The sequence below is a fragment of the Halopseudomonas oceani genome (assembly GCF_963677335.1).
Taxonomy (GTDB): Bacteria; Pseudomonadota; Gammaproteobacteria; order Pseudomonadales; family Pseudomonadaceae; genus Halopseudomonas; species Halopseudomonas oceani.
In genome coordinates, this window is the sequence record NZ_OY781932.1 from 310114 (window position 1) to 323498 (window position 13385).

Annotated in this window: 11 protein-coding genes; 6 read left to right on the forward strand and 5 right to left on the reverse strand. The window is 61.6% G+C overall.

Going from position 1 to position 13385, the window contains the following annotated elements; translation table 11 throughout:
• The first annotated feature begins 36 nt into the window (after positions 1-36).
• The 4 genes from ACKPCU_RS01390 (at position 37) to ACKPCU_RS01405 (ending at position 3606) form a co-directional block, all read left to right on the forward strand.
• Positions 37-705: an NAD(P)H-binding protein gene (locus ACKPCU_RS01390; RefSeq protein WP_321349272.1), complete on the forward strand. Its 669-nt coding sequence runs from the start codon at positions 37-39 to the stop codon at positions 703-705.
• A 137-nt stretch (positions 706-842) separates the two neighbouring features.
• Positions 843-2447: a response regulator gene (locus ACKPCU_RS01395; protein ID WP_321349274.1), complete on the forward strand. Its 1605-nt coding sequence runs from the start codon at positions 843-845 to the stop codon at positions 2445-2447.
• Positions 2444-3142 (forward strand): sensor histidine kinase, encoded by a 699-nt coding sequence (locus ACKPCU_RS01400; protein WP_321349276.1) that lies wholly within the window; start codon positions 2444-2446, stop codon positions 3140-3142. The genes ACKPCU_RS01395 and ACKPCU_RS01400 overlap by 4 nt, the downstream gene beginning before the upstream one ends.
• A 101-nt stretch (positions 3143-3243) precedes the next feature.
• A complete protein-coding gene (locus tag ACKPCU_RS01405) occupies positions 3244-3606 on the forward strand; it encodes a YbaN family protein (protein WP_104739099.1) in 363 nt (120 codons plus the stop codon).
• Here ACKPCU_RS01405 and amt read toward each other — a convergent pair.
• The 4 genes from amt to ACKPCU_RS01425 all read right to left on the reverse strand — a co-directional run bounded on the left by amt (position 3603) and on the right by ACKPCU_RS01425 (position 10091).
• Positions 3603-6992: an ammonium transporter gene (gene amt / locus ACKPCU_RS01410; protein WP_321349278.1), complete on the reverse strand. Its 3390-nt coding sequence runs from the start codon at positions 6990-6992 to the stop codon at positions 3603-3605. The genes ACKPCU_RS01405 and amt overlap by 4 nt on opposite strands.
• A 264-nt stretch (positions 6993-7256) precedes the next feature.
• On the reverse strand, positions 7257-8279 hold the full coding sequence (locus ACKPCU_RS01415; protein WP_104739101.1) for an NADP-dependent oxidoreductase: 1023 nt from the start codon (positions 8277-8279) through the stop codon (positions 7257-7259).
• Between the two features lie 142 nt (positions 8280-8421).
• Positions 8422-9492: a GGDEF domain-containing protein gene (locus ACKPCU_RS01420; RefSeq protein WP_321349281.1), complete on the reverse strand. Its 1071-nt coding sequence runs from the start codon at positions 9490-9492 to the stop codon at positions 8422-8424.
• Positions 9493-9545: 53 nt separating this feature from the next.
• Positions 9546-10091 (reverse strand): gamma carbonic anhydrase family protein, encoded by a 546-nt coding sequence (locus ACKPCU_RS01425; RefSeq protein WP_104739103.1) that lies wholly within the window; start codon positions 10089-10091, stop codon positions 9546-9548.
• 128 nt (positions 10092-10219) lie between these two features.
• Between ACKPCU_RS01425 and prlC the strand changes: the two genes are divergently transcribed.
• Together prlC and ACKPCU_RS01435 are read left to right on the forward strand one after the other, a co-directional pair.
• On the forward strand, positions 10220-12262 hold the full coding sequence (gene prlC, locus ACKPCU_RS01430; RefSeq protein ID WP_321349284.1) for an oligopeptidase A: 2043 nt from the start codon (positions 10220-10222) through the stop codon (positions 12260-12262).
• Entirely contained in the window at positions 12259-12525 is a 267-nt protein-coding gene (locus tag ACKPCU_RS01435) for a YheV family putative zinc ribbon protein (protein WP_104739105.1), read from the forward strand. The genes prlC and ACKPCU_RS01435 overlap by 4 nt, the downstream gene beginning before the upstream one ends.
• A gap of 36 nt (positions 12526-12561) precedes the next feature.
• Here ACKPCU_RS01435 and ACKPCU_RS01440 read toward each other — a convergent pair whose 3' ends face one another.
• On the reverse strand, positions 12562-13206 hold the full coding sequence (locus tag ACKPCU_RS01440) for a hypothetical protein (protein WP_104739106.1): 645 nt from the start codon (positions 13204-13206) through the stop codon (positions 12562-12564).
• Between the last annotated feature and the right edge of the window lie 179 nt (positions 13207-13385).

Consider the following 13385-nt stretch of genomic DNA (forward strand, 5'->3'; position numbering starts at 1 on the left):
CTGGACCTTAATACCGCTACCACCGGGGGAACATGGATGGACGACAACAAAGGCAAGACGTTGCTGGTGCTGGGCGGCAGCGGCCTGGTCGGCATGGAAATACTGCGTCAGGCGCTCGCCAACCCGGCGATCAGCCGCGTCATCGCGCCAACCCGATCGCCGCTGTCGATGGCGGTCAGACACTTCGCGCACCTGGAAAACCCGCAGGTTGACTTCAGCGCACTGCCCGAGAACGCCGACTGGTGGCAAGCTGATGCGGCAGTCTGCGCGCTGGGCACCACCCGCCAGCAGGCCGGTTCCAGGGATGCCTTTCGCGCGGTTGACCGCGGCTACGTCACCGCCTGTGCACGCCACGCTCGCCGCGCGGGCACGCGCACCTTCGTGCTCAATTCATCCCTGGGCGCCAGCCCGCGCTCGGGGTCGTTCTACCTGCGAGTCAAGGGTGAGGTGGAGCAGGACCTGACGTCGATGGACTTCCGCTCACTGACGCTGGTGCGGCCCTCGCTACTCGACGGTGCCCGTTCGCAGGACCGCCCGGCCGAGCTGGTTGGGCTACTGTTGTCGCGGACCTTCAAGCCAGTGATTCCCAAGCGCCTGCGCGCAGTCCGAGCCAGTGACGTCGCTGCGGCCATGTTGCAGGCCGCGCTGATGGCGCCAAGCGGCAGACATGTCATCGAATCGGATGCCATCGCCCGTCGGCATTGATGACTGAAGCACATTATGGACAGCCCGTTCTGCGGTTCTGCCGGGTCGATCAGTAATGGCGCTTTGATTTCACTGTATACTTGCGCGCAACGTCTAGACTGGTTAATGCAACTCAACAGCAGGAATACAGCGTAATCATGATCGTCTACAGCAACACACGCTTTCTGGTAGTCGATGACTTCAGCGACTTTCGCTCGTCGGTGAAGGCCATGCTGACCCAGATGGGGGCGCAGCATATCGACCTTGCAGCCAGTGGCGCAGAGACGGTCGCGCTGTGCAACAAGTCCCGCTACGACATCATTTTGCACGACTACAATCTGGGCGACGGCAAAAACGGCCAGCAGGTACTGGAAGAGTTGCACCAGGCCAAGCTGATCGGGCCGCACTGCATCTTCGTCATGGTGACCGCCGAGAGCAGCCAGGCCATGGTGATGGCAGCGCTGGAATATGAACCCGATGCCTATCTGACCAAACCCTTCAACCGCGCCAGCCTACAGCAGCGGCTGGACCGCCTGGTCGAACGCAAGCAGCTACTGGCACCGATACTCGACGCCCTCGCAGCAAACAACCAGGCCGGTGTCTTGCAGGCCTGCGATAGCCTGCTGCAACGCCAACCTCGCCTGGCACCGTTATGCCAGCGCTACCGCGCCAAGGCGCTTGCCGCCCTGGGGCGAAGCGCCGACCTTGAGGCCATGCTGCAGGCAATCATCGACGAGCGGCCGCTACCCTGGGCGTTGGTCATGCTGGCCGATCACCTGCTCGACAACAATGACATCGACCGCGCAGAGGCGCTGTACGAGCAGGGCGTCAGCCTGTTCCCGATGCTGCCGACCCTGTACGACGGACTCGCGCGAGCCAAGCAGTTGCGCGGTGAGCAGCTCAAGGCCCAGGTGTTTCTTGAGCAGGCGGTAAAGATCTCACCCAACAACCCGCAGCGCCAGGCCGAGCTGGGCCGCGTGGCCCGGGCAAATCAGGACCCGGATCGCGCAGTGCGCGCCTTCCGTCAGGCAGTAAACCTGGGGCGTCACTCGGCGTTTCGCGACCCCGAGCACCACCTGAATCTGGCCGACAGCCTCTGCGCCCAGGCCGGTGACGCCGCGCCGGGCCCGAAGGTGCTGCTGGAAATCCGTCAGACCATGGACGACATGCACAACGGCTGGCGCGACAACGACGGCCTGGCCGCGCGTGGCGAGCTGCTGCAAGCCTCTGCCCTCAAACGCGCAGGCAAGACAGCCGAAGCCGAACAACTGGCCAGCAGCGCCGCCGAGCGGTTGAGCACGCTGGACGATTTCTTCGCCGCCGACACGGCACTGCAGGTCGCAGCCCAGCTACGCGCACTGGGTCAGAATGCACAGGCCGATCAGATGCTCAGCAGCTGCGTCGAAATTTACGGCGACGATCCCAAGGTCATGGCTGGCATTGCCGAACAGACCAGCGACCCGGACATTCTGCGCAGCGGCGATCAGGCAATGGAACTGAACCGCCAGGGCATGGCGCTGTACCAGAAGAAGCACTTCCCCGAAGCGCTGGAAGCGTTCCGCAGCGCGCTGGCGCTGCAACCGCGCAATATCAGCTACGCGCTGAACACCGCCCAGTCGCTACTGCGCCTGCTGTTGAGCAGCCCGGACGAAGCCCTGCGCGAGGAGTGCCTGGACTGCCTCAGCCGGGTACGCAACATGCCCGCCAGCGACGCTCGCTTTGAACGCTATACCAAGCTGCGGGAAAAGGCCGAGTCGCTATGAGCGAGCAACCTGAAGAGCAGTCGCTCGACTTCTCCACCGTCATCGCCTCCACGGTGCATGACATGAAGAACTCGCTGGGGCTGCTCATGCAGTCCTACGGGCAACTGGTCGAGCGCCTGCCCGCCAATGAACAGGACAGCCCCGAGCGTGGCGTCATCGAGTACGAGTTCCTGCGACTCAACGGCATGCTGGTGCAAATGCTTGGGCTGTACAAACTCGGGGTCAACCAGCTGCCCCTGCGGCCCAGCTACCTTGATGTCGAGGAGTTTCTGGAAGATCAACTGGCCCGCCACGACGACATTCTGCGCTCACGCCACATCCAGGGCAGCTACGAGGTTGACGAGTTCGGCTTGATGGGTTTCTTTGACGCCGAACTGGTCGGCTCGGTGGTCGGTAATGTAATCAACAACGCAATCCGTTACACCCGCTCGGCGATCCACCTGCGCGCGGGCCTGGATGGCGAACAACTGGTGATCACCATCAGCGACGATGGCAGCGGTTACCCCGCTGCGATGCTGGAGAACCAGTCCGATTATATTCTGGGGATCAACATGAGCACCGGCAGCACTGGCCTGGGCCTCTACTTCGGCGGGCGCATCGCCCAACTGCACCAACGCAACGGCATTACCGGACGTATAGCCCTGAGCAACGGTGGTGAGCTGGGCGGTGGCGAGTTTCGCATCTGGCTGCCTTGAGTGGCGGTGACGCCTACACCTGCTTCAGGATAAGCTGGCATCATCTCCCACGGAAGCCGAGCCATGCTCCATCACCATACCTTCAGCCTGCAGGTCATCCGATGATCTGGTTCTGGCGCTCACTGGCCTCGCTGTGCGTTACCCTCGGCGCAATCGGTGTAGTTGTCCCGGGACTGCCGACAACCCCCTTCCTGTTGGTCGCTGCCTGGGCAGCAGGGCGCGGCTGGCCTGAGCTGGAAGCGCGCCTGCTGCTGCACCCGCACTACGGCCCGCTGATACGCGATTGGCGCGAGCACCGAGCGGTGCCACGCCGTGCCAAATGGGCTGCGAGCCTGCTGATGCTGAGCAGTGTGCTGATGATCTGGCTACTGCCTTCGCCGGACTGGCTGCGCTGGGCGCTACCGCTGTTCCTCTGTTGCGTTGCTGGCTGGCTCTGGCGTCGACCGGAGCCGGCACCGCGCTAGCGCGGCATCATCCGCACCCCATCCAGCTCGCTCAAAGGCTGCGGGCGACCAAGGTGATAGCCTTGAGCGTAATCCACGCCAAGCTCGCGTAGCTGATCCAGAATCTCTTCGTTTTCGACAAACTCTGCCACCGTCTGCAGCCCCATTTCATGGCCGATGGTGTTGATTGAGGCAACCATCGCGCGGGCGATGGGATCGGCCACGATATCTTTGACAAAAACGCCGTCGATTTTCAGATAATCCACCGGCAACGACTTGAGATAGGCGAACGACGATAGCCCCGAGCCGAAGTCATCCAGCGCAAACTGACAACCGATGTCCTTGAGCCGCCGCATGAACGCAATGGCCTTGTTCAGGTTGGCAATAGCGCTGGTTTCGGTGATTTCAAAGCACACCAGTTGGGGCGGAACCTGATGGCGCTCGATAGTTTCGAGCACATATTCCAGAAAGCTCTCTTCGCCAATCGAGGCCGCCGACAGGTTGATCGAGTAGCTGCTCACCGGCCCACCCTGACGGCGGTTGTAGTCCCCCAGCCAAGCCAGAAAATTACCCACCACCCAGCGATCAATCGCCGATGCCAGATCATAGCGCTCGGCCGCAGGCATGAAGGCACCGGGGGGGATGGCCTGCCCATCCTCACCCAGCATACGAACCAGCACTTCGTAGCCGGGCAACATGTTCTGCTCACTGATGGCGTGAATCGGCTGCACATACAGCCTCAACAAGTCAGAGTCCAAGGCCTGGCGCAGGCGGTTGACCCACTGCATTTCACCCCGCCGCTCCTGCATCTGAGCGTCGTCAGCCTGGTACAGGTGAATACGGTTGCGGCCGGCGTCCTTGGCCGCATAGCAGGCGCTGTCTGCGGCACTGAGCAATACATCCAGGCTGGCCACCTGCTCCTCGATTTGCACCAGTCCAATACTCACCCCGACGGCAAACGTCTTGCCTTCCCAGCTGAAACGGTACTCCTCCACCAGTGCGCGGATGCCATCAACGACCGGAATGGCTTCTTCCAGCGTACAGCCGCTGAGCAGCAGCCCGAATTCGTCACCACCCAGCCGTGCCAGCACGTCGGAGCTGCGAATATGCGACTGAAACAACTTGGCCAACTGACGCAACAGCTCATCGCCGGCGGCGTGGCCACAGGTATCGTTGACGATTTTGAACTGATCAAGGTCCATGTAGCACAACACCTGATCGCCTCGCTGACCCGGCCCGCGTTGCAGCGCTTGGCCAACCCGGCGTTCAAATTCCTTGCGGTTGACCAGCCCGGTCAGGGTGTCATGGGCGGCCTGATGCGACAATTCCAGCGCCAGCCGTCGATTCACAGTGACGTCGCGGAAGGTCAATACGGCCCCAATGATGTGCCCTTCAGCGTCGCGAATCGGCGCCACCGCATCCTGCACCGTGACCTCGCTACCGTCGCGGCGACGCAGTTGATTCATCCCGCCAGCCTTGCGGCTAAGCGCCTGTCGATAACGGCGCAGCAGGGCACTGACCGGATTGAGTAGCCTTTCCCCGGTGCTTTCGTCAAACAGGCAATAGACCTCGTCCAACGGTTTGCCAACCACCTCCGACTCGCGCCAGCCGGTAAGCTGCTCGGCGACGGGATTGAGATAGCGAACCCGGGCGTCCGGCCCGGTGGTGATGACCCCGTCACCGATGGAAGCCAGCGTCACCTGTGCCAGCATCTTTTCCTGGAACAGCTGTTGCTCAATACGTCGGCGCTCGGTGATGTCGCGAATCATGCAGGTGTAAAGCTCATCCTCCAACGAGCCGCTGCTGACGGTCAGCTCGGCAACGAACTGGTCATGCTCACTACGGCTGAACAGCACTTCCTGCTTGATCTCACTGCCGGCTTCCGGCAACGGCAGGCCGGACCAGTCGCGCTCCGCCACCAGGCGCGCCATCGGCTGCCCGATCAGCGCGCCGGCAGGCAGCCCAAACAGCCGTTCGGCCCCAGGGTTGCAGGTCGCCAGGACCCCATCCCGGTTGCAGGTAACCACGCCATCGCGGATGTCGCGAATGATGCTCTGGGTCACCCCAACCGCACGCCGCAGGGCATGGATGACCTTGTTGTACTGCGCCGCGATCTGGCCCACCTCGGTAAAGGGCTCAACCGGCACATCGCGCTCGAAATGGCCGTCGCGCTGATGCGCGGCCATCGCCTCCAGCAGCTCAATCAGCTCGGTTCGTGCGCCATGCTCAGACACATTCAGACCGGCCAGCTCTTCCTCCGGCGTGACCCGCATTGGCCAGAAGCGATTGACCGCCCGCAGCAGCAGCCAGGTCAGGCCAAAGGCCCACAGCCCGGCCACCACGATACCCTCAAGCTGGGCGATGAACTGCTGGGTACGCGTCAGCCCGGTACCCAGCGCCGTCAGATCAGCAAACAGCGCGACCGCCAGCGTGCCCCAGATACCACTGGCCAGGTGCACAGGCACGGCACCGACCGCATCATCGATCTGCAGCCGGAGCAGCAGCCGATCCGCCAGATACATTACGACCGCACCAATCAGGCCGATAAAGAACGCAGACGGCGCATCGACCACATGCGCACCGGCGGTCACCGCGACCATGCCGGCAATCATGCCGTTGAGCGGATAGACCGGATCCACCAACCGCCAGCGCAGCCAGGACATCACCATGCCACCGAGCGTACCGGCAATCGCAGCCAGCACCGTATTGGCAATGATGCCCGGTACCCGACCGTCAAAACTCAGGGTGCTGCCGCCGTTGAAGCCAAACCAGCCGAACATCAACATCAACGCGCCCAGCATCGCCAGCGGCAGGTTGGAGCCCGGCATGCTACGACCATCCCGGTCCTGATCAAAGCGGCCCTGACGCGGCCCCAGAATCAGAATTACCGCCAGCGCCACCCAGCCACCTACACCGTGCACCACGGTGGAGCCAGCAAAATCGACAAAGCCGCGCTCGGCCAGCCAGCCCAGCCCGTCAGCAAACACGCCGCCCCAGGCCCAGTGGCCGAACAGCGGGTAGATAAAACCAGCGATGACCAAGGTCACCAACAGGTAGGAGGAAAAGCGCATGCGCTCGGCCGCCGCGCCGGAAACAATGGTTGCCGCCGTGGTGCAGAACATCGCCTGAAACAGAAAGAACGCCGAATGCCAGGTATCGGAAAACGGCAGCATGGAGAAACCTTCGCCGTACCAGCCACCAGCGCTGCCGCCAAACATCAGCCCAAAACCAAACAGCCAGTAGCAGAACACCGCGACGCTCAGGTCGGCCATGTTCTTGACCGCGACGTTAATCGCATTCTTGCTGCGGGTCAGCCCCGACTCCAGACACAGAAAGCCAATCTGCATGTTGAACACCAGGCCGGCACACAACACCAACCACAGAACATCAATCATCGGGATGGGCATGGGGACACCTGTTCCATTTGCTAACTGGCACTTTGATAGCGCAGCGGTTCAGGCCGTGCACCCGATCAGTGCAGCGATTGGGCGACTTCGCGCTATGCGGCTCAGGATAGTGCAGACAGATGCAGGTTTTGTACCAAAATTCGCCGAACTGGTGGTAAACGTGCAACCAGCAAGGCATCAGTGCAGGGCCCGAAACGGGCAGAGGATGGGAAGCTAGTGCGCCATTTCGGGCGCTTGAGCACCCGAAATGGCGGTAACAGCAAATCAGTCGGCGATGTGCACCAGCTGTTTGCCAAAGTTCTTGCCTTTGAGCATGCCCTTGAACGCCTCAACGGCATTCTCCAGGCCTTCAGCCACGGTCTCGCTGTACTTCAGCTTGCCGGAAGCCACCTGCTCAGCCAGCAGCGCGGTGATTTCCTGGTGCTTGTCCTGCCACTCGGTGACCAGGAAGAAGCGGTGTTCCGGCTTGGGATCAAGCGCACCAAAGATATGGAACGGCGTTTCGACCTTGCTCTGGTCTTCAGCGTTATAGGCCGATACATAACCACAGATCGGCACGCGAGCACCCGGATTGATCAGCTTGGCCACCGCCTTGGCCACCTCGCCACCGACGTTTTCGAAGTACACGTCAATGCCGTTCGGGCAAGCGGCTGCCAGGTCCGCATCCAGGTTGCCGGCCTTGTAGTCGATGCAGGCGTCAAAGCCCAGCTCTTCAACCACATAGCGGCACTTCTCCGGGCCACCGGCGATACCGACAACACGGCAACCTTCCTGCTTGGCAGTCTGGCCAACCACAGTGCCGACCGGGCCGGACGCTGCGGCAACCACGACGGTTTCGCCCGCCTTCGGTTTACCCACGTACATCAGGCCGCAGTAACCGGTACGGCCCGGCATGCCGGCCACGCCCAGGTAGGTCTGCAGCGGTACGCCCTGATCCTTGATCTTGTAAACCATCTCGGCGTTGCCCGGGATGATGCAGTATTCCTGCCAGCCGGAATAGACGGTAACCACGTCACCTACGGCGTAGTTATCGGACTTCGACTCAACCACCCGGCCAACGCTTTCGCCGACAATCGGCGCACCGATTTCAATCGGATCCATGTAACCCTTGCTGTCATTCATGCGCGGACGCATGTAGGGGTCAAGCGACAGCCACAGGGTCTTGATCAGAACCTCGCCATCCTTGAGCTCGCGAACCGGCTCCTCCTTCAGAACCAGGTCACCATCCTGAATTTCGCCCTGCGGACGCTTGTTGAGCACGATCTTGCGGTTGATATGAGCAGACATGAGATGCCTCTTGCATAAATGGATGAATGGGCGGAAAACTCCGCGAACTCCCGGATCATAAACGAACCGGGACGACTACCAGACCCGGCAGGCCTACTATTCACAGACCTGATTGCCTGCCAATCCGTTGGCCGAAACGCACTCAGGCAATATCACTGACCACTAACGCTCCGCCGGAACTGACCACCCGGTTGCGGCCGTAGGCCTTGCCGCGATAGAGCCGTTGATCGGCGCAGCGGTAGAGCCCGGCGGCATCGCTGGCGTCACGGGGCCAGCAGGCAACCCCAAAAGTAGCAGTAATCGGCAGCGGCTGGCCCTGCCAGAGCAACGGCGTACGTTCAAGCTGCTGGCACAGCGTCTGCACCAATTGCTCGGCGGCAACCGCGTCGGTGTTACGCAACACCAGTCCGAACTCCTCGCCACCCAGCCGTCCAATAACATCATCGCTGCGCAAGCGCTGCCCCAGCACCCGACACAGGTGCTGAAGAGCACGGTCACCGGCCTCATGACCCCAGCTATCATTGACCTGCTTGAAGTGGTCGACATCCAGCAGCACTAGGGCAAAAGCATCGCTGCTGCGCTGGCTTTGCTCGATGCACTGGGCAAACAGCTGATGGAAGCGAGCGCGGTTGAGCACACCAGTCAGCCCATCCGTTTCTGCCATGCGCTGCAGTGAGCGTTGCGCCAGCGCACGCCTGCCCTCATAGAAATGCACAAACAGCAGAATCATCAGACCGCAGACGACGGCATTGCCAATATCGATCAGTCCGGCAGCCGACTCGGGATTCGCATAACGCCAGAGGTAAAGCAACAACGCCGCAACCATGAAGGGAATCGACAGTAGCAAGCCAGCCCGACGTCCAAGCAGCAGATAGGCGAGCACCGGCACCATGTATACCCAGACAAACGCGGTGACCGAGGCATTAGGCATCAACATGATGTAGAGCTGAAAGCAGAAGGTCGGCAGCAGGTAGCCGTAGATCCAGGGGGTCAGCCAGCGAACCCGGGTAATATTCCAGGCCGACCAGAGCAGGAACAGGCCGACGAGGATTTCCAGTACGGCCAGTATCGGGTTGTCATTGCGAAACTGCAGCAGGGCAAAACCGCACAGCACCCAGCCGGTGCAGGCAAAAATAAGCCGCAGTAGTGACCGCCTCGCCGAATCCTCGAGCCCGGTTCCCGCTTGTCGCTGTGTATCGTGCTCTGAATCCACTGGCTTGCCTGCCCGCTAAACGTCCGTAGCGGTGCAGTATAGCGAAGCCCGTCTCAACTGGAGGCCCAGTTTTCCAGCAGATGCTGATCCTTCAGGCGAACATAGTTGGCCGCCGAGTAGGTGAAGAACGCCCGCTCCTTGTCGGTCAGCGCCCGCACCTGCTTGGCAGGACTGCCCATGTAGAGGTATCCGCTTTCCAGCGTACGGTTGGCCGGCACCAGAGAGCCAGCACCGATGATCACCTCGTCTTCGACCACCGCACCATCCATGACAATGCTGCCCATGCCGACCAGCACCCGGCTACCGATGCTGCAGCCGTGCAGCAGCACCTTGTGGCCAATGGTCACGTCATCGCCGATATTCAGCGGATAACCGTCCGGATTGAACGGACCAGCGTGGGTGATATGCAGCACGCTGCCGTCCTGCACACTGGTGCGGTCGCCGATGCGAATGCTGTGCATATCGCCGCGGATGATCGCGCCGGGCCAGACCGAGCAATCATCGCCAAGCTGCACATTGCCCAGCACCACCGCCGACGGGTCAACAAATACCCGGTCGCCAAGCACCGGCTGCCAGTCCCTGAATCCACGTACGTTCATTGTCTTACCCTTGAAATTTGCGGCTATCGCCGTCATTGAAAACAACTAACACCGTTACGATGCCAAGCGCGTCCGCGTCGATTACCATGGACGCATTGTAAGTCATCGCCCGAATCAGGATACCCGCCATGCCCAATCCGCTGCTGCAACCCTACGATCTGCCGCCCTTTGCCGAGATCCGTGCCGAACACGTCAAACCGGCCATCGAGCAGATTCTGGCCGACAACCGTGCACAGCTTGATGCCCTGCTGGCCAACCCGCCAGCGCAGTGGACCTGGGCCAACCTGATTGAGCCACAGGATGACATGGGTGAGCGTCTGGGCCGCGCCTGGTCGCCGGTCAGCCATCTCAACGCGGTCATGAACAGCCCCGAGCTGCGTGAAGCCTATGAAAGCTGCCTGCCGCTGCTGAGCCAGTACTACACCGAGATGGGGCAGAATCAGGCGCTGTTTGAGGCCTACCAACAGCTCGCCGCCAGCGACGAGTTCGCCACACTGGATAAGGCCCAGCAGACTATCCTTGAACACGCCCTGCGCGACTTCAAGCTGTCCGGTATCGCCCTGCCGCCAGAGCAGCAAAAACGCTACGGCGAGCTGCAAATGCGCCTGTCAGAGCTGCAAAGCACCTTCTCCAATCAGGTTCTGGACGCCACCCAGGCCTGGACCAAACATATTACCGACGCGGCCCAGCTCGATGGCCTGCCCGAGTCCGCGCTGGCGCAGGCCAAACAGGCCGCCGAAGCCCGCGAGCTGGACGGCTGGCTGATCACCCTGGAGTTTCCGAGTTACTTCCCGGTGATGACCTACGCCTCAGACCGGGCGCTGCGCCAGGAGGTTTACACCGCTTTCTGCACCCGCGCCTCCGACCAGGGTCCGAACGCAGGTCAGCTCGACAACGGCCCGATCATCGACGAGATTCTGCTGCTGCGTCAGGAGCTGGCTGAGCTGCTGGGGTTTGCCAACTACGCCGAGCTGTCGCTGGCAACCAAGATGGCCGAAAGCACCGATCAGGTTCTTGGCTTCCTGCGTGACTTGGGCGAGCGCAGCAAACCCTTTGCCGAGCAGGATCTGGCCGCACTGCGCGCCTTTGCTGCCGAACAGGGGTGCGATGACCTGCAGCCCTGGGACGTCGGCTACTACAGCGAGCAACTACGCCAGCAGCGTTACGCCATCTCGCAGGAAATGCTGCGTCCCTACTTCCCGATCGACACCGTGATCAACGGCATGTTCGCTATCGTCCAGAAGCTGTACGGCATTGAGCTGCGCGAAGTCGCCGAGTTCGAACGCTGGCACAAGGACGCGCGCCTGTTCGAGGTCATTGAGCAGGGCGAAGTCATCGGCCGTTTCTTCCTCGACCTCTATGCCCGCGGCAACAAGCGCGGCGGCGCCTGGATGGACGGCTGCCGTGACCGCCGCCTGCTGCCCGACGGCGCTCTGCAGCGCCCCATCGCCTATCTGGTCTGCAACTTCACGCCAGCGGTTGGCGGCAAGCCGGCACTGCTGACCCACGACGAAGTAACCACCCTGTTCCACGAGTTCGGCCACGGCCTGCATCACCTGCTGACCCGGGTCAACTACGCTTCCGCCAGCGGCATCAACGGCGTGGCTTGGGACGCGGTCGAGCTGCCGAGCCAGTTCATGGAAAACTGGTGCTGGGAGCCGGAAGGTCTGGCGCTGATCTCCAGCCACTATGAAACCGGCGAGCCGCTGCCGCAGGACCTGCTGGACAAGATGCTGGCGGCCAAGAACTTCCAATCCGGCCTGGGCATGCTGCGCCAAATCGAGTTCTCGCTGTTCGACTTTGAATTGCATGTGCGCAAGCAGCCCGAGCTGAGCGTGCAGCAGGTGCTGGATCAGGTGCGCGAGGAGATTGCGGTCATCAAGGTGCCGTCCTTCAACCGCTTCCAGAATGGCTTCAGCCACATCTTCGCTGGCGGCTATGCGGCGGGCTACTACAGCTACAAGTGGGCAGAAGTACTGTCGGCTGATGCCTTCTCGCGCTTCGAGGAGGAAGGCGTGCTGAACGCCGAAACCGGCCGCGCCTTCCGCGACAACATCCTTGCCCGAGGCGGCAGCGAGGCGCCGATGGCGCTGTTCGTGGCCTTCCGTGGCCGCGAGCCGTCAATCGACCCGCTGCTGCGCCACTCGGGCCTGACCGGAGAAGCAGCATGAACCAGGGCCCGATCAAACGCTTCATCGCCGGGGCCGTCTGCCCGGCGTGCAGCGCAATGGATAGCATCAGAATGTACGAAGAGGACGGCGTACCCCACCGCGAATGTGTCAAATGCGGCTACGCCGACACTCTGGATGCCCGCGGCAACTCGGTTCCGAAAGAGCTCACCACCCGCGTCAACGAAACCCGCAAGGCACCCGCCAAGCCGACTTCGCAGACCGTGCAGTTCTTTCCAAACCCGCGGCTGAAGAAAAAAGACTAGCCAGACGACCGGCTCGGCCTGCCGAGCCGGTCGCCCTCAGGCCGCACCACGCAGTTCGATATCAACGCCCAACTGCCGTGACATGCAGGACCATTGCGACCATAGCTCACGCACTCTGTCAGGGTCCTGCTCGGCCTGATAGGCCTTAAAGGCGGGCGACTGGAAAAGATCGTCCGGCAACAGGCCGGCGACCGCCGCCTCCACCGCCAGATCCAACTTGTTGGCAAAAGCATCCCCCAGCAGTTGGTGCACGATCAGATTGGCCCGCGTGATATCCATCGGAATCAGCGGGGCGATGCCATTGGCAACGTAACGATCGTTGACCTCTTCGACCAGACGGTGCGCCAAATAGGCCTCATCCAGCAGCGTAATCAACCCCTTATGCTCGCTCGGCAGGTCCGGCGGCTGCAGCAAAAAGGCCTCAGCCACCTTCAAAACCGGCAGGATGCGTTCACGCAGCCGGGCTGACTGGGCCACCGCAGCAGCGGCCTCAAGCACATCCGGAACCTGCTCGATATAAGCCTGGGCAAAACTCTGCAGGGTATCGATCTGGTCATTCTCGAGACGAATGGCGGGGTGCAACGCCGGAACCCGGGACGCCAGCCAGCGCCGCATGCCCGCGACCGAATCCGGTTGCGCCATAGCATCGGCAATACGGCTTTTCAGGCCAGTTATATTCATTTTTACGCTCCACAACGACGACTAAATGCTGCAAGCGGGGCAACAGCAGATTGATATCATTCGCATTTACGGAAAGCTAGCAGAGGCCTGCCATTCCGTCAAAGTGGCTCACCCCAAGCCATTAGACCAAATTGTAATAAAACAGCCGGCCTGCAAACGCCCCTGCCGGCAGCCCTCAC